12 protein-coding genes, 1 tRNA gene and 1 riboswitch are annotated in these 17,457 nt (G+C 43.6%); of the genes, 5 read left to right on the top strand and 8 right to left on the bottom strand.

Translation table 11 applies throughout. From position 1 onward, the window contains the following. The first annotated feature begins 43 nt into the window (after positions 1 to 43). The 3 genes from AK824_RS13545 to AK824_RS08100 all read left to right on the top strand — a co-directional run bounded on the left by AK824_RS13545 (position 44) and on the right by AK824_RS08100 (position 3,950). Positions 44 to 307, top strand: coding sequence for a hypothetical protein (locus AK824_RS13545; RefSeq protein ID WP_156410700.1), 264 nt, complete (start codon positions 44 to 46; stop codon positions 305 to 307). A 317-nt stretch (positions 308 to 624) separates the two neighbouring features. Next, entirely contained in the window at positions 625 to 3,009 is a 2,385-nt protein-coding gene (locus AK824_RS08105; protein ID WP_057760556.1) for a TonB-dependent receptor, read from the top strand. A gap of 190 nt (positions 3,010 to 3,199) precedes the next feature. Then, positions 3,200 to 3,355: riboswitch (yybP-ykoY riboswitch) on the top strand. Then, entirely contained in the window at positions 3,339 to 3,950 is a 612-nt protein-coding gene (locus AK824_RS08100; RefSeq protein ID WP_264753477.1) for a manganese efflux pump MntP, read from the top strand. It overlaps the preceding riboswitch by 17 nt. A gap of 340 nt (positions 3,951 to 4,290) precedes the next feature. Here the strand turns inward: AK824_RS08100 and AK824_RS08095 are convergent. The 7 genes from AK824_RS08095 to AK824_RS08065 all read right to left on the bottom strand — a co-directional run bounded on the left by AK824_RS08095 (position 4,291) and on the right by AK824_RS08065 (position 13,633). After that, positions 4,291 to 4,367 (bottom strand) — tRNA-Ile (locus AK824_RS08095). 95 nt (positions 4,368 to 4,462) lie between these two features. After that, entirely contained in the window at positions 4,463 to 5,275 is an 813-nt protein-coding gene (locus tag AK824_RS08090; RefSeq protein WP_082624610.1) for a pteridine reductase, read from the bottom strand. Positions 5,276 to 5,312: 37 nt separating this feature from the next. Next, a complete protein-coding gene (locus tag AK824_RS08085) occupies positions 5,313 to 6,494 on the bottom strand; it encodes a tRNA nucleotidyltransferase/poly(A) polymerase-related protein (protein ID WP_057760552.1) in 1,182 nt (393 codons plus the stop codon). A gap of 278 nt (positions 6,495 to 6,772) precedes the next feature. Then, complete coding sequence (locus AK824_RS08080) at positions 6,773 to 9,091, bottom strand: NADP-dependent malic enzyme (RefSeq protein ID WP_057760550.1); 2,319 nt, start codon at positions 9,089 to 9,091, stop codon at positions 6,773 to 6,775. A 366-nt stretch (positions 9,092 to 9,457) separates the two neighbouring features. Then, entirely contained in the window at positions 9,458 to 10,924 is a 1,467-nt protein-coding gene (locus AK824_RS08075) for a protein adenylyltransferase SelO (RefSeq protein ID WP_057760548.1), read from the bottom strand. Between the two features lie 330 nt (positions 10,925 to 11,254). Further along, positions 11,255 to 12,433, bottom strand: coding sequence for an acyl-CoA desaturase (locus AK824_RS08070; protein ID WP_191115423.1), 1,179 nt, complete (start codon positions 12,431 to 12,433; stop codon positions 11,255 to 11,257). Positions 12,434 to 12,904: 471 nt separating this feature from the next. Continuing rightward, positions 12,905 to 13,633 carry a glycerophosphodiester phosphodiesterase gene (locus AK824_RS08065; RefSeq protein WP_057760544.1) on the bottom strand — a complete coding sequence of 243 codons (729 nt, stop codon included), beginning with the start codon at positions 13,631 to 13,633 and terminating at the stop codon, positions 12,905 to 12,907. A gap of 331 nt (positions 13,634 to 13,964) precedes the next feature. On the opposite strand from AK824_RS08065, the gene AK824_RS08060 reads away from it, so the two are divergent. Beyond that, positions 13,965 to 14,903 carry a hypothetical protein gene (locus AK824_RS08060; protein ID WP_057760542.1) on the top strand — a complete coding sequence of 313 codons (939 nt, stop codon included), beginning with the start codon at positions 13,965 to 13,967 and terminating at the stop codon, positions 14,901 to 14,903. A gap of 132 nt (positions 14,904 to 15,035) precedes the next feature. Here AK824_RS08060 and AK824_RS08055 read toward each other — a convergent pair whose 3' ends face one another. Next, on the bottom strand, positions 15,036 to 15,632 hold the full coding sequence (locus AK824_RS08055) for a cob(I)yrinic acid a,c-diamide adenosyltransferase (RefSeq protein ID WP_057760540.1): 597 nt from the start codon (positions 15,630 to 15,632) through the stop codon (positions 15,036 to 15,038). 232 nt (positions 15,633 to 15,864) lie between these two features. On the opposite strand from AK824_RS08055, the gene cysS reads away from it, so the two are divergent. Further along, positions 15,865 to 17,325, top strand: a complete 1,461-nt coding sequence (gene cysS / locus AK824_RS08050; RefSeq protein ID WP_057760538.1) for a cysteine--tRNA ligase — start codon at positions 15,865 to 15,867, stop codon at positions 17,323 to 17,325. Positions 17,326 to 17,457: the final 132 nt, after the last annotated feature.

Genomic DNA, 17,457 nt, shown 5'->3' with positions numbered 1-17,457 from the left:
CGGGGTTTTCTTTAACTTATCAAGACTGAAATATCACTGATTTTTGGCACTAGACATTAATCGCTTTAGGGCAGTGGGCATCTTGATCAATCGTCCTTTTCACCCACTGGATAAAAGTAAGTTAGGTTTCCCTGTGTTTGCGCAGGGTATCGGCGCTATAACTACCTTCAAGAGTAACCAAACACAAGGTAAGCTAGCGCCCGATATTGCCTGTCGCTTAGGTAAGCAGATAGCGATTATTCGTTCAGGCGATATTGCCATTATGGATAGTGATGATGCATTTATATTATCTGTTGATGTAGCATAGCAGCTATTATCAGGTCGTCAAAATGAATATAGAGAGGATGAGATGGAACTCCAACGTTTCTTCAATGTCTATCGTAACAATGAGCTAGATAAATTATTCAATGACTAATGAAATTATCAAAGATTAAATAGCAAACTATACCTGTGAAAACAACACAAATAAACGCTGCTAACAAGATATTAATACATATGGAAATAAAAACGATTATCATTTACAATGCTCTTCACAAAGTTAGTACACACAGTATTATTAGCTAAATATTACTCATATCACTGTTTATTTATTCAACTAAGTAAAATAACCTAAGTGAAAAAATTATGAAAAGCCATCATCAAGTTGCTCTATCTGTTCTTACCCTTTGTATTAGTCAGCAATTATATGCACAAACCGACAATGCAGTAGACGTTTCATTAAATGCGCAGGATTCAGCGGAACTGGCTTCAAGTACAGTGTCTAATGAGACGCCTAATGTGACTTTAGACACTATCAATGTCACGGCTAAAGCTAGAACGGGTACGGCGCTGGCTCAGAAGATTAGTGAGATGCCAGCCGTCACGCAAGTAATTACTGAAAACGAGATTCAGATGCAGGCGACGGGTAACCGTACCACTGGTGACATCTTGGCACAGCTGATTCCGAGCTTGGGTACCAGTAGTGGCTCGACCAGTAACTACGGCACCACCATGCATGGCCGTCCAGTACAGTTTTTGCTAAATGGTGTGCCGTTAAGCGGTTCACGCAGTCTTTCCCGTGAGCTTAACAGTATTGATACGTCACAGCTTGAGCGGGTAGAGGTGCTTTCGGGTGCCACTAGTATCTATGGTGCTGGCGCGTCAGGTGGTCTGATTAACCTTGTGACTAAATCTCTGGTGGGTTATGGCCCTATTAGACAAACCAGAGTGGGCGTTAGTAGCAGTCGTGACTTTGATTCAGATTCATTTGGCTATAATGTAGGGCAATCTTTAGGATATGGCGGTGAGCGGGTTTATGGGCGCTTAGATGTTGATTATGAGACCAAAGGTGGTAAGTTTGATAGCAAGGGCGACCGAGTTAGCCCTGATGTCAACCAAACGGATCAACAAGATACCGAATCGCTAAGTGTGAATGGTAGCTTGGGTGTAGAACTCACCGACAGCCAACGTCTTGACCTTGCAGTGACTTATTATAAGGATGAGCAAGATACTGACTACGGCCCAGATTATGGTGATGGTTTGGCAGCGTTATTTGGCGCAAAACCTTCTTTGAAGGCCATTGATGGTGCCAACGTAGAAAATGAGCCATATACCGAAAAAAGCTCAGTAAATTTGAGCTATAACGACGATGATTTTGTAGGCTCAGGGTCTAGCCTAAGCTTGACGGGTTACTACCGAGATGAGAAAGGCCGTTTTTACCCTTCTGGTAAAACTGCAGGAGACCAAGCGACTGAAGTATGGCAAAACAATGGTCTAACTGATACAGCCACACTGAAGAAACTGGCAAGTGCTGCAACATTTGTCACTCAATCAGAAGCTGATATCGAAGTAATGGGCTTACGTGCCGCCATGCAAACCGAGACGGAAGTCGCAGGCAAAAAGACACTGTTTAGCTACGGTGCTGATTTCGAGCGCGAAAACAGTGAGCAAACTTACTACGGTCAAGACCTAAATACGTTTCTTGCTAGTAATGGCTTAAGTGCCCAAACAAATGGGCTTACTTATAATGGTGGACCAGATACTACCATCGATAAATGGGGCGCTTTTGTCAATGCAGATGTAGATATAACTGACAAGTGGCATACCAGTGCTGGTGTGCGTTACCAAAAGCTAAAATCTGAGACTGATACCTTTACGCCCATCTATGAGCAACTGCTTGAAGAGTATTTTAATAGTTCTGCTATCAGTGGAACAAGTGCAGCTTACGGCATTGACTATCAAGCTGGCAACGTAGAAAAAGGTAGCACAGATCACGACAAAACCTTGTTTAATCTCGGTACTAGCTATCAGATAACACCGAATGATCAAGTTTTTGCTAATTTTTCACAAGGGTTTACGACAGCCGATATTCAACGGGCGCTGCGTGATGTGCGTGCAGGGTTTGTGGTTAATTCAGACAACGTACAACCGATTACAACCAATAACTACGAGTTTGGCTGGCAAGGCAAACATGGCGATACAGCAGCACGCTTAAGTGGTTTTTACAACGAATCAGATAAGGTCGTGCGCTTTACTGACAGCTATACCGTAGAAGTTGTCGATACCGATGAGCGTGTCTATGGCGTGGAAGGGTCGCTTAGTCATGATATCAGTGACAAGTGGCAAGTAGGCGGCAGTGTGGCGTATACCCGCGGTCAGTACGATAAGGATGGTGATTGGCTGGAGCTCGATGCAGTACGTCTAACACCGCTAAAAGGTACGGCATTTGCTCAGTATAATTTCGATGAAGGCAGCAATATTCGTCTGCAAGCACTGGCAATCGGCGGTGATGATAAAGCCTTTAAAGACCAACAACAAGACCCTGACTCTAGTGCCTTACCAGTTACCGGTTATATGACCCTTGATGTATTGGGCCAAGTAAATATGCCAGTCGGCCGAGTAGATTATGGCGTTTATAACTTGCTTAATAAGGACTATTTAACGGTCTATCATCAAACCACGTATGGCGATCTGAACCGTTTACCTGCCTCAGGCACGACTTATGGCTTAAGCTATACCGTCGATTATTAAAAAAATCATGCATTAAAAAACCCTTCAGGCTATGAAAATTTAGCATGAAGGGGTTTTTTATGTTCATAACTCTCTAAAGAATTCATCTGCTCCAAGAGTATTTGCTAGCGTTTCCAACTTTACGCTTTATCAGGTGCAAAAATTATTTTTTGGCATTTTATGATTGACTTATAGCGTATCAATGCTAATCTAATCTCTCTTTGGGGAGTAGCCTGCTTTCGTACTGCGAAAGCGTTCGTATCAACATACTTGGCCACATGCCATGGTGCGAACACCTCTCGGTTGGCGAGACCATCGATATATCTACACTGCAGGTCGGGGGTGTAGCTATGTCGTGGACTCTATACTCGACCAGAGAAAATCACATGAACCCTATCGCACTTCTATTACTTGCGCTTTCTATGTCTACTGATGCCTTTTCTGTGGCAATCAGTAAAGGCGCAAGTCTTAAAAACCCTCGTTTTACCGAAGCTTTAAGAATGGGTGTTACTTTTGGCACCATTGAAGCGATCACGCCTATTATTGGTTGGTTAATTGGTCATTCTGCCACATCTTTTGTAGATGCGTCTTTTATTGAGGCATGGGATCATTGGGTCGCGTTTGTCATACTTTTTGCGCTTGGTCTGCACATGCTATATGAGGGACTGAAGCCAAGTGATGAAATGGCAGAAGCGCCGTCGAGACACTCTTTCCTTAAACTTGCCATAACTGCATTTGGTACCAGCATCGATGCCATGGCTGTCGGTGTAAGCCTGGCATTTGTAAAGGTCAATATTTTACTGGCGGCAGGTCTTATTGGCTTGGCCACTACAGTAATGGTCACGCTAGGGGTGATGTTAGGTAAGGTGTTAGGTTCATTAATCGGTCATAGAGCTGAAATATTTGGTGGTGTGATGCTAATTGCCATCGGTACATGGATTTTATTAAGCCATCTTCAATGATTATATAAAAACTGTCTACTACGAACAGATGGTCATTACGTGTATAGATCTGTTACTGACTTTTGGATGTAGGAAACCTGTTTACCTAAGAAAAGCCTATCTATATTAATAGTTAGGCTTTTTGGGTCTAAAACTAGCGCATTACGCTGTAGCGGCTCGTAAGAGGTCTGAAAAAAATCAGCACTACAAAACTATCAATAATTATCCGTTGTCAGCGGAGAGGCTTGAATAAAGTGCCTATATCTATGCTTATACATATGGTTGTTATTTACTAAGAAAACAGTAGACAATAAAAAAGACCTCCAATCTCTTGAAGGTCTTTTTTATTAATACTTAAAAATGGTGGGCCCAGTAGGACTTGAACCTACGACCAAAGGATTATGAGTCCTCTGCTCTAACCAACTGAGCTATGGGCCCTAACGTTAGACGCACAATGATACCTGATTTTTTTAATTTTTCAAGCAAAAGATAGGCAGTAATCAAGATATTTTTTATTGAGCCGTATTTTTGTATTACAGGTGACCGCCAGCTATGGTTAGGCTACGTCCACCATCCACAGTGATGATCTCTCCTGTGACATAATTTGCCTGCACAAGATACAGCACACTATGAGCAATCTCATCAGGTTGGCCTATTCGCCGCATAGGGATAGCATCGATGATACTTTGTTGTTGATCGTTATCAATAGCTTGGTCGCTAGTAGGGTCAGGCAAAATGTTGACTCCAGGAGCAACTCCGTTGACCCGTACTTCTGGCGCCATCTCTAACGCTAGCGACTGTACCATCATTCGATGCGCAGCCTTTGCCATGTTGTAGACAGTATAGTTGTTAAACGGTCTATCATGTGCGTGTATGTCCAATAAGCTGACAATACAGCCTTGTTGTTGCTTAAGATAAGGTAGTAGGGATTGGCTTAGTAATAAAGGGGCTTTCGCATTGGTCAAAAGCAACTCATCCCACTGTGCATGATTGATACTACCGAGTGGGCTAGGATAAAACCGCGAAGCATTATGCACCAGTACATCAAGCTGTCCAAATGCCTCTACGATATTTTTAACAAAGCTGTCTAAAGCCGCTCCATCGTTGACTATCGTTAAATCAGCAACGATAACTTTTGCACTATTAGCACGGATGTTGTTCAGATAGTCAGCCAAGTCATTAGCGTCTTGTTCACTACGGTGACAATGAATAATGACGCGGTAACCTTGCCTATGAGCCGCTTTAACAATAGCCGCCCCAATGCGCCTAGCACTACCTGTGACAAGCATCACTGGCGCTTGGTTATTTATATTTTCTGCTTGGTAGGCATTAAGTTTTTGGTTCATAGCAATACTACTTTTTTCTCTAGTGCACGTGTCTATATCATTGTTGCGCTTGCAAGTGTTCAATCCTGCTTTGGCGTAAGGCTGTACCAATAGCGGGGCCTTTAAGGTCTGGCGCAATGTCAGTCATGCTGACAGCGTGAAAGCTATTTAGGGCTAGCATCATTTGGCGATGCTGTGTTGCCAGCTGTAACACATGACTGCACACTAGCAGTTGAGAGAGCTTATCAGGCTCCTTATGCGCACCGCAGGCTTGGATTAGATCGATTTTTTCAGCCGCATTTAGACTGTTTATTGTGCTTAGTTTTTCAGCTTGCTGAGCGAATAAGGTTGCGAACTGAGTATGTGCTTTGGGGACTTTGGCTTTATTACCGATAGCGTTAATATTTTTTGTAGCGGTTGATACGTTAGACGGAGACTCAGAGTTTTCGCTATTAAATAATGATGAAGACAGGCTAGTCATTAGTAGCGCCCAACGCTGTGATAAATTTAAATGCATCTGTCCTGCAAAGTATAACGCTGTCTGCACTGCTTCTCTTATTTGGACATTGTCCCAAGCTTGATGCAAAGGCGCGAAATACTCTGTGAGTGCACCAATTTCAAACAGTTTTTGCCAATAGACTTGCGGTGATAGCTGCATGGTTGCGCGACTCGACTCTTGCCAAATACGTTCGGCGCTCAAATGAGCCAGCTCTCCTGTATCGACCAATTGACGCATCAGCGTTAAAGTGTCATCCGCGATGGTAAATCCCAAATCGTAGTAACGACTATAGAAACGCACGGTCCGAAGCACACGTAATGGGTCTTCACTAAAAGCACTGGACACATGACGTAATGTCTTGTCTTTTAAGTCTTGTAGTCCGCCATAGTAGTCGATGACCTGTCCATTAATCGGGGTGTCGTCAGTTAAGCTGGTAACTTCGATTGCCATCGCGTTGATGGTTAAGTCACGACGGCGCAAATCATCCTCTAGACTGACATCGGGACTGGCATGTACGCTAAAACCTTTGTAGCCTGAGCCTTGCTTGCGCTCTGTGCGTGCCAATGCATACTCTTCATGACTGGTCGGATGCAAAAACACAGGAAAGTCAGCGCCCACTTGTTGAAACCCTGCATCAATCATCTCTGCCACAGTAGCGCCAACGACGACAAAGTCCTTGTCCTTGATAGGACGCTTGAGCAGTCGATCGCGTACAGCACCGCCTACGAGGTAAATTTGCATAGAAGCCTCTTCTTATTATCGAGCTTTATATTGCTAGCCCAATTTTTATAAATCAAAAAAACAGCCAATGCTCTATAAGTTGCATTGACTGGTTTTAGTATAGCAGAAGGGCTCTGTCAATGGATGACAGAGCCCTTCTTAATATAGTCAATCTTCTATAAATTGGGTAGGGTGTCAGCCTCGCTCAGTCTACTATTTGTAGTACTTTCACTCGGCTTCCTTGTATCCAAATTATATTGAACTGACTATAGTGCATTCATACTGTGTATGGTATATGACTATTTTTCGTTTTCTAGGTCTTGCGCTTCAGTGACGGTCAATGCAGTCATATTAACGATACCACGCGCTGTCGCTGATGGCGTCAAAATGTGTACCGGCTTATTAGTACCTAATAGGATAGGGCCAATAGAAGCACTGCCAGTCGCTGTTTTAAGCAGGTTGAAAGCGATGTTTGAGGCATCAAGGGTTGGCAAGATAAGCAAGTTCGCTGCACCTTTCAATGGGCTTGATGGCATATCGTTTAGACGAATATTTTCGTTAAGCGCGGCATCACCTTGCATTTCGCCTTCAAACTCAAAGTCGACATTCATATTTGTTAATAGTTCATGAACCTTGCGCATTTTGACAGCGCTGGCACGATCTGAAGCACCAAAGTTAGAATGAGACACTAGCGCGACGCGTGGCGTAATACCAAAGCGACGTAGCTGATCCGTTGCCAAGACAGTCATTTCAGCCAATTGTTCAGCTGTTGGGTCTTCATGGACATAAGTATCAGCGATAAAGATATTACGATCTTGCATGAGTACCGCATTCATCGCATAGAAGTCGTTCATACCTTGTTTTTTGCCAATGACGCTTTCAACGTATTTTAGATGCAATTGGTAATGGCCAAAGGTACCACATACCATGCCATCTGCCGCACCATTTTCAACCAGCAAAGAACCAATCAAAGTCGTCTTACGGCGAACATCACGACGAGCAAGCTCAATGCTTACACCGCGGCGTTTGTTCTTCTCGTAGTAACCCTGCCAGTAGTCTTTGTAGCGAGGATCGTCATCAACGTTGACGATGGTAATATTCTCACCAGCTTTTAGACGTAGGCCCAGTTTTTTGATATTGGCTTCGATAACTGAAGGGCGACCAACCAAGATAGGTTGTGCTAACTTCTCATCAACGACCACTTGTACAGCAAGCAAGATGTTGTTGTCTTCACCTTCACAGTACACGATACGTTTTGGATCGGCTTTAGCACGAGCAAAGATTGGCTTCATCACAAACGCTGAGTTATAAACAAACTCAGACAGACGCTGACGATAGGCTTGCATGTCATCGATCGGTAGCGTGGCAACGCCTGAATCCATCGCTGCTTTGGCAACAGCAGATGCGATCTCAATGATTAGATTTGGCTCTAGAGGGCCTGGGATTAAGTAGTCACGACCAAAGCTCTGCATCTTTTCGATGTTTCTAGCACTGGTAGTTGGAGTGGCTTCAACATGTGCCATCGCAGCGATTGCTTTTACGCAAGCCACTTTCATCTCTTCGTTAACAGTGGTTGCACCAACATCCAATGCACCGCGGAAGATATACGGGAAGCATAGCGCGTTGTTTACTTGGTTTGGATAGTCTGAACGACCCGTTGCCATGATGACGTCTGGACGTACCGCATGGGCCAATTCTGGCATGATTTCAGGTGTAGGGTTGGCAAGTGCAAAGACGATAGGGTCTTTTGCCATACGGCGAACCATATCTTCTGATAATGTACCTGGCATTGATAAGCCTAGGAACATATCGACATCGTCCATGACTTCTTCGATAGAAGTAGCCGTGATATCACGAGCATAACGCTGTTTAGTTTCATCAAGGTTTTCACGGCTAGTATTGATGATACCGCGTGAGTCTGAAACAATAATGTTGTTCTTATTAACGCCAAGTGCGCAAATAATATCTAGGCAAGAAATGGCTGCTGCGCCTGCGCCTGAACAAACAATTTTAATCTCTTCGATTTTTTTGCCAGTAATCAACAAAGCATTTAGCATGGCTGCGGCAACGATGATTGACGTACCATGTTGGTCATCATGGAACACAGGAATGTTCATGCGCTCACGTAGTACGCGCTCAATTTTGAAACATTCTGGTGCTTTGATGTCTTCTAGGTTGATACCACCAAAGGTAGGCTCAAGCGAGGCAACCGCTTCGATGAATTTATCTGGATCGTTTTGAGCAATTTCAATATCAAAAACGTCGATACCTGCGAACTTCTTAAATAGAACGCCTTTACCTTCCATGACTGGCTTCGATGCCAATGGACCGATATTACCCAGACCCAATACAGCAGTACCGTTAGTGATAACACCAACTAGGTTGTTACGTGCAGTGTATTTAGACGCAAGTTTTGGATCTCTTTGGATCTCAAGACAAGGTACAGCAACGCCTGGAGAGTAGGCGAGTGCTAAATCACGTTGGTTGGCTAGCTGCTTAGTAGGGGTTACCGAAATTTTACCTGGGCGTGGAAACTCATGGTAATGTAAGGCAGCTTGTTCAAACTGCTCTTTTTCTGTACTGAGGTTATCCGTATTCGAAGTGGTATCGTCATTCATAATAATTGCCATGGTTGGAATAAATTGGAATAAATTAAATGGTGATAAAAAACAACGTCTAACCCTCCAAAAATCATTGAATGATAATAATTGAAAGGTATAAAAACGTTAAACGACTCACGACCATCAGAATCATGGTCGACGATCAAAGATCAGGTCAAAAAAGCAAACTAGCTAAAATATTCATTCTAGCATTATTGCTAATTCACTGCCTAGTCAACAACAATGAATTATGCGAATAATATAATAAAATGATATTCGTTATTTATCTCGTTGATAATGCCAAAAAATGCGTCTAGATATCAACCTTAATTTCATAATGTTTCAAAATATTACAGAATTGAAAGGTGCTAAGACAAGCAACTACTAAGATGAGCAGCTAATAGGCATCTGCGGTGTATCAGGCGCAGGCGCACTGCTATCTAAATCATTAGCGATATCTTGCACAATGTAAGGATTGGCCAGTAAACGGAATACCCGATCAACTTCTTCAAACTGACCTTGCTCTGCGGCAGTAATTGCACGCTGCGCCATGCTATTACGAAGGACATAAACAGGATTGTTGGTCTGCATGTCGTTAACTGCCTGCTCAAGTGGCAGCTGCTCAATCTGTGCCAGATAACGTGCTGACCAGTCTTGCCATACTTGCTGCGCCTCAACGCTTAATTCAGTGGTCATGGTAGCCAGTAGCTTTTGCTCATAAGGATAATCTGCTGGTGCGACCAAACCGAGTAGGGCGCGAAAGCTATTAGTATAGTCGAGCAAGTTGTCTTCTAATAGTGTCAACCATTCAAAGGCTAAGCTGAGGCTTTCTCTTTGATGCGGTAAGCCAAGCTTGCGGCACAGACCTTGCTGATAGTGCTGCATAAAGGTTGCTTCGTAAGGCGCTAAACACTCAGCAAGCGTCTCACGGGTGACGCCTTCTAAACGCATAAAGTGTGGCAGCCAAACGTTTAGGTTCCAATGCCCGATAGCAGGCTGATTCTGATAAGCGTAGCGACCAGTGTGGTCTGAGTGATTATTAATCCATGCAGGATTAAAGCGCTCCATAAAGCCAAACGGCCCGAAGTCCAAAGTACTGCCTGTGATAGATAAGTTATCTGTGTTCATGACACCGTGAGCAAAGCCAATCAATTGCCAATCAGCAATCATACGAGCCGTACGTTCAACCACTGCGGTCAAGAAAGCTAAGACAGGCGTTTCGCTATTGCGGCACTCTGGATAATAAGTGTCAATCATATAATCAGTGAACTCACCCAGTACATCAGGGGCAAAGCTGGCAATCCATTCGACATGACCTAAACGTATATGACTGTCTGCCACACGCATCAACGCTGCACCTACTTCGATACGCTCACGGCGCACTCTCGTATCAGATACCACAAACCCCAAAGCGTTAGATGAGGGAATGCCAAGCTGGGTCAATGCATGACCGCACAGGTATTCGCGAATAGTACTACGTAAGACTGCTCGTCCATCACCCATGCGTGAATAGGGCGTCAAGCCAGCACCTTTAAGATGCAAGTCTTGTGGCTGCCCATCATTATCGAGTACCTGCGCCATGAGTAAACCGCGTCCGTCGCCCAATTGCCCAGCCCACTGTCCAAACTGGTGACCAGCATAGGCCATCGATAGTGGTTTGAAATCAGCTGGCACGTATTGACCGCCCAATATCTCAACCCAGTTAGTCATCAAGTCCTCGTCGTTTGTCCAGCCTAACTGCTTAGCAACTTGAGTGTTGAAGTGACCGACACGAGGATTGTCTAGTGGCGTCGGTGGCTGCTCATGATAAAGGCGCGTGTCTAGGTTGACGTAAGTGTTTTGATAACGCATACAGGCCGTTTCCATTAAAATATAAAAGTGAGAATGTCACTATAGCATAGCTCTCATATGGCATCGTTGCACTCTGTCCGTCTCTTGTAATATCTAACCAAAAAATAAAGTTTCGTTCTTTAATTAACTGAATATGATGGATGGTTATTGTTTTTGGATTAGAGAAAGCAATGGTTCAGCCAAGGTATTTGACCATTTGTTATGATAATAAGGTCATTAGAAGTAGCTAAAATGACATAAGCGATAAATTATAAGCAAAAAAAATCCCCCTATCTAGGACGGATAGGGGGATGGAGAAGCTTCAAAATTATAAAACTAATCAGAGATTAATTAAGCAGCTTTTTCGTTCGCGCCGATAGAGCGGAAAGCGGTTTTTAGATTGCTGTTATGCTCAAGGATTTTCTGTTCGATTTTGGCATAATCATGCTTTAACTTATCATCAACTTCATGCAAACGATCGGCAAACTCTGTTTTCTTAAGCTCGATAGTTTTTGCTTTTAGCGCTTGCCATTCTTCAACAGTCTGCGTAAAGGCATCATATTCAAACTTAATACGGTCTTGGAAGCTCTTCATCGCATGAGGAAGGTCAATACCGCTTACTGCTGCTGTATCGATTTGCTGCTGAGCTTTCTTAAACTGCATTTGTACTTCTGCATGTTTGATAGTCGTATCATCAACAGTACGCAGCTCAGAAGTCAAACCAAGTTTTGATAAACCAGCGATTAACCATTTGGTTGGGTCATATTGCCACCATTTCACGCCATTACGATAGTCGTATTGGAAGAAGTGATGGTAGTTATGATAACCCTCACCCCACGTAAAGATAGCCAAGAAGAAGTTATCACGAGCACTGTTGGTATCCGTATAAGGACGTGTACCAAACATATGACAGAACGAGTTGATGAAGAACGTAAAGTGATGCGTCAATACCAAACGTAGTAGGCCTGCGATAACCAACGTACCCCAAACATCACCAAGCAACCAACCGATAGCGGCAACCATACCAACGTTCATGGCAACTACCCATAGACCGTAGTATTTATGCTGAATCTGTAAAACTCTATCTTTAGTCAAATCAGGAATGTTTTTGTAGTCGAACTTGCCGCTAGGGTAGTTACGTAGCATCCAGCCAATATGACTGAACCAGAATCCACGCTGTGCTGAATACGGATCATCCAAACGATCATCTACATGACGATGGTGAGTACGGTGACCAGAAACCCAATCAAACGCAGAACCCTGTACCGCTAGGGTAGAACCAAGCAATAAAAAGTTTCTAACAATTGGATGCGCTTTATAAGCACGATGCGCCATTAGACGATGGTAACCCGCCGTGATACTGATACCAGTCCATACCATAAAGGCACCAAATACACCCCAAACAGGTGCGCTCACTTGATGAGTGAACAAGTACCACGGCGTAATGATAGCAGCAGCAATCGGCGTCGCCACCAAAATAGTCGCCGGAATCCAGTTAATCGGTGCTTTGGTAAATTCAAACTCGCGCATATCAATGCTTTGCTCTTGCGCAGAAAGATCCGCTTGCTCAGAAGCTTTAGCATAATTGCGTTTTGCAACAGGCTGCTCATCAAGCGCCATTTGCGCTTTTTTCTCATCAAAACGAGTCTTAAAACGCGTTACTTGAGTGCTGGCGGTCTTTACAAGCGTGTCACCAGATTTGATAGCGAAACGTAAGCCTTTAAGCGGTAAGCCAAGTGCTTTTTTTGCAATCATATAATATCCCTAACGGTATTAATTTAAGCCACCATAGTACCTTAAAAAGCGTGTAAAGTGAACACTTATACACTATAAAAATATTGCTAAATAACAATAACTTGTATGGATTATAGAATGTATTGGTCAAAAATACGAGTGACTTATCAGACATGAAGGAGAAGTGTAACAAGGAGGGTAGATATGTAGGAAAGAATGCGTTTATCGAAAAAATGATTAAATATCAAAAAAGTACAGTTAAATCGGTTAAGGTAACAGCAAATGACTTGGAAAATCCGTAATGATGACATCAGTCTGCCATTTGACGAGCTGCTCAATGGTGGGAATATCATTAACCGTCCAAGCACTTACGGGCAATCCATAACGGTGGCTATGCTTGATGATAGCTTGGGTCAAAAGCGGATAATGAATGCCCAGTTGAATACAGCCGAGTTGCAATGCGGTATTGGTCGCGCTTGCCAACGCTTCTGGCGTACGAATGAGCAAGCCGCGAGGCATATGAGATAATAGTTTGTGACGTTGCAAACGGTTGTGTAACTCTACATCGAAGCTCGTCAATACAACTGGTAAGCTGGCAAGAGGTGTATTAATAAATGCCTGCCGAAGCGCTGCAATCAATACTGCATAGTTGGTACGGCTATGCGTCTTAATTTCCAGCTCAATAACGTTAAATCCACTAAGTGCAGGCGCTATGCTTGCCAATGTCATAATGGGTTGGCCAAACTGCAATTGGCATTGAATCTCAGTCAGTTTTAACTGGTCAATACGTGATTGTCGACCGCACATACGCTCTAGATCGTCATCGTGGAATACGATTAAGTGACCGTCAGCGTTTAGTTGTATATCAAACTCTACGCCTGCTAAGCCTCTTGACTTAAGATTTTGAGAGTATTGAAAGCCTGAAAAGGTATTTTCTAACGCTTCACCGCGTGCGCCTCGATGACCTAGTAATAACGTATCTCTAAAATTTATCATATGCACCAATTATCGATGATTTTTATGCCCAATCATATAGCGTCATATCAACGACGTCTAACAAAAACTGCGATGCAATCCGTACTTTTTTGAATATGACTTTTTAAAGTCCAAATCTGCGAATGTTTGTTATGTTTTTGCAACCAAACGCAGGTTTTTTCCACAATGAGGGGCACTATTTGTATATCCATGGGCTACACTAATGACCATTTGATTTAAACACCGTATAATGATGTGGTTTTCATATCTGTAGCAGCTAGCGTTGCGATTTGAATGTTGAACACTGTCAGTCAGTGGCGGTACGAACCTGTAAATTGGGAGTAGAGTTAGTATGAGCGTAGCAAATATAAGTTTGAGCAAGTGGCATAAAGTTGCTGGGATTGGATTGGTATGTGGTTTGGCGCTTGCAGGCTGTGATCGCTCAGATAAAGAAGACACTACTGAGCAGGCAGAGCTAACAGAACAAGAGACGGTCGATGCTGAAAATAGTGTTGCGCCTGCGATCAGTTGTGATGATCCTATGGTGCAAGATCGCCTTAAGTCAGCTCTAAAGAATACGCTCAATCAACAAGCACAGTCATTGGCTGCCAATTATGCAAATGATGCTGAAATCAGTTTAGCAAATGGTGTGGTTAGCGAAAAAACCAATGGTGTTGTCATTGACGTTCAAAACGCTGCGATCTTGCAACAAGCCAATGAGAACGGCATGACCACCTGCCAAGCAAGTGTCGGCATGACGCTACCAAGTGAAGACTTGTATCAAGCCAGTCAGGTACAAGCGGCCAATAATCAGCCAAGTCTACAATCGCGTTTAGCGCAAGACAATATCCGTATCAATAACAATATGCTCGTTGATGACGCGTTCACTTACATCGTCGGTACTCAAGGCGGTCAAGTGCGTACGCGTATTGCAGGTCAGCCTGCTTTGATTACTGTCGTTGCAGATGTGATGGCAGGTTCTGTATTTAAAACTGCAATGGATGAGCAACGCGCCCAACGTGCTGCTGAGCGCCGTGCAACACAGAACAACGATACGACTCAAACAGCGCCAATCCGTCAGCCAAGAACCGTAACGCCAGTTGAGCCAATTCGTCCAACTGAACCTACGCCGCCGCCAACCATCAATAAGCCTGCTGAAAGTCAGAGCAGTTCAACTGCAAACACCCAAGCAGCAGCTGCCGAGCCTAGCAAGCCAGCCACGCCAAAAGCCGTACCTAAAGATGAAACCATTGATATGGTCATCATTGAAGACAACAGCGCGACTTATTAATTTATCATTGTAGTAAGAGATAGCGATATCCAGTAAACCGAATTACTGTCGCTGAATAATAAAAACCCCGCAACAATCATGTCGCGGGGTTTTTTGTGTTTAAGCTATTTATTGTTAAATACTTAGTTTGTATTATTGACTGTCAGTGAACGTTTTCAATGCTTGACTGTCCCACAATACCTCAGAGACTTTTTCTGGGTCTGTACAGAAGCGTGCAGCAACAAATAACCAATCAGATAAGCGATTGATAAAGCTGACAGCAGTACTTCGAATCGCTTGTGGACGCTGCTGCTGCAATATCACAGCTTGACGTTCAGCGCGGCGACATACGCTACGCGCCACGTGTAATTGACTCACCAATATAGAACCTGTCGGCAAAATAAAGTCTTTTAGCGGTGGCAATGTGGCATTCATCATATCTATTTGCTGCTCTAACCATTCAATATGAGTGGCATTAACCCCTTCATACTCTGGCATGGCAAGCTCGCCGCCTATATTGAATAACAAGTGCTGAATGATGACCAAGGCTTCAGAGAACTCTTTCTCTATAGATTGCCCTTTATTGTGCTTTAATTGCGCACGTACCAAGCCAATATGCGAGTTGAGCTCGTCGATGTCACCCATGACGCTAAATAGATCGTCCGCTTTACTAAGGCGGCTGCCATCAGCCATACCAGTGCTGCCATCATCTCCAGTACGTGTGTATATTTTGCTTAAGCGATTGCCCATCTTTACATCCTTAACGGTTTTTATGATTGAATAGCGTTAGTTGCACGCTCATTGTAGTATTTTACGCCTGTTTTCGCTAAGATAATGGGTTACGTTTTATATCACGACGTTTTTTGGTCTGAATTTTTTATTTTCTTGATTTATAGTTACAGTCGTTGGTATGGCTTATTCATACACGGCGGCTGAGATTTCCCATTTCTCTATTTTATTTACGTTACAAGGCTTTTTTACTATGACCACACCACTTGCAGATGCGATGTCCCAACTTGCCATTTACGATTCATTGACTGGCAGCAAGCGTCAGTTTGTACCACTCAAAGCAGGGCAGGTTGGTATGTATGTATGCGGCATGACCGTTTATGACTATTGTCATATTGGTCATGCGCGAGTGATGGTCGGTTTTGATATGGCTGTTCGTTGGTTGGCACGTTTGGGTTACGACGTGAATTACGTACGTAATATCACTGATATCGATGATAAAATCATTGCCCGTGCTGCTGAAAACGGTGAAGAGATTGGTACATTGACGCAGCGTTTTATTGAAGCGATGCATGAAGACGCGACAGCCCTTGGTTGTGAGATGCCAAATGCTGAGCCACGTGCGACCGATCATATCGATGATATGCAGAATATGATTGAGACGTTGGTCACTGGTAACTATGCGTATGCAGGCGACAACGGTGATGTCTATTATGCCGTCGATAGCTTTGACGGTTATGGCAAATTATCTAAGCGCAATCTGGACGATATGCAGGCAGGTTCGCGAGTCGAAGTTGAAAATGATAAACGCAATCCATTTGACTTTGTACTATGGAAAGCGGCAAAACCTGACGAGCCGCAGTGGGCATCACCATGGGGTCAAGGGCGTCCAGGCTGGCATATTGAATGTTCAGCGATGTCGACTAAGTGCTTAGGTAGCACCTTTGATATTCACGGCGGTGGTCATGACTTACAGTTCCCGCATCATGAAAACGAAATCGCCCAATCTGAGGCAGCAACTGGTTGTGAGTATGCACGCAACTGGATGCATGTTGGTTTTATCAATGTCGATGGCGAAAAAATGTCTAAATCATTGGGCAACTTTTTTACCATTCGTGATGTAATGGCAAAGTACTTACCTGAGACGGTGCGTTTTTTCTTATTATCGAGCCATTATCGCAGCCAAGTTAACTTCTCTGATAGCGCCTTAGATGAAGCGCATAATAGCCTAAGCAGATTATACAATGCACTAAAATTGGCTGAGCAGCAAAAAGGACAGTCAATCGCAATAAATGAAGATTTAGTGGCCGAAGCTTACAATAGCGCGGTTGGACAAGACTTCATAAAGGCGATGAATGACGACTTCAATAGCTCGACGGCCATTAGCGTCTTATTTGGATTGGCTCGCGATATCAATAAAGCCATTAAAGCGGAAGACGTCGATACCGCATGGCAATTAGCCCAGCAACTAAAAGCATTGGCTCAGGTATTAAATATTTTACAGCAGCCAGTGCAGCAGTTTTTGCAAGCAATGACTGGTGATCAGGCAGAAGATGGTTTAACGGATGCGGTTATTGATAATTTAATTATCGAACGTGCAGAGTCTAAAGCCAACAAAAACTTTGCTCGTGCTGATGAGATACGTGAGCAACTAAAAGAGGCGGGTATTGAGCTCGAAGACAGCCGTGCTGGCACGACATGGCGCCGCGCTTAAAATAATTTTTGCCGTTTATAGGGTAAGTAGCTACAAATCTCGTAATAAATTAAGTCAGCTTTAGGCTGGCTTTTTTTTGCTTACTGAATTAGGTTAAAGCAGCAGCGATATATTTTTTATACTTTCCTTTTG

It is taken from the genome of Psychrobacter sp. P11G3, from assembly GCF_001435845.1.
Classification (GTDB): Bacteria; Pseudomonadota; Gammaproteobacteria; order Pseudomonadales; family Moraxellaceae; genus Psychrobacter.
Note: the sequence above shows the minus strand (reverse complement) of the source record. Positions and strands in the feature narration are given on the sequence as shown.

Bases quoted from the DNA above. Each gene is read 5' to 3' on its own strand.
- AK824_RS08075 (WP_057760548.1), bottom strand. From the start codon at position 10,924: ATGCGTTATCAAAACACTTACGTCAACCTAGACACGCGCCTTTATCAT.
- AK824_RS08080 (WP_057760550.1), bottom strand. From the start codon at position 9,091: ATGAATGACGATACCACTTCGAATACGGATAACCTCAGTACAGAAAAA.
- AK824_RS08070 (WP_191115423.1), bottom strand. From the start codon at position 12,433: ATGCGCGAGTTTGAATTTACCAAAGCACCGATTAACTGGATTCCGGCG.
- AK824_RS08055 (WP_057760540.1), bottom strand. From the start codon at position 15,632: ATGGGCAATCGCTTAAGCAAAATATACACACGTACTGGAGATGATGGC.
- AK824_RS08065 (WP_057760544.1), bottom strand. From the start codon at position 13,633: ATGATAAATTTTAGAGATACGTTATTACTAGGTCATCGAGGCGCACGC.
- cysS (WP_057760538.1), top strand. From the start codon at position 15,865: ATGACCACACCACTTGCAGATGCGATGTCCCAACTTGCCATTTACGAT.
- AK824_RS08060 (WP_057760542.1), top strand. From the start codon at position 13,965: ATGAGCGTAGCAAATATAAGTTTGAGCAAGTGGCATAAAGTTGCTGGG.
- AK824_RS08090 (WP_082624610.1), bottom strand. From the start codon at position 5,275: ATGAACCAAAAACTTAATGCCTACCAAGCAGAAAATATAAATAACCAA.
- AK824_RS08085 (WP_057760552.1), bottom strand. From the start codon at position 6,494: ATGCAAATTTACCTCGTAGGCGGTGCTGTACGCGATCGACTGCTCAAG.
- AK824_RS08105 (WP_057760556.1), top strand. From the start codon at position 625: ATGAAAAGCCATCATCAAGTTGCTCTATCTGTTCTTACCCTTTGTATT.
- AK824_RS08100 (WP_264753477.1), top strand. From the start codon at position 3,339: ATGTCGTGGACTCTATACTCGACCAGAGAAAATCACATGAACCCTATC.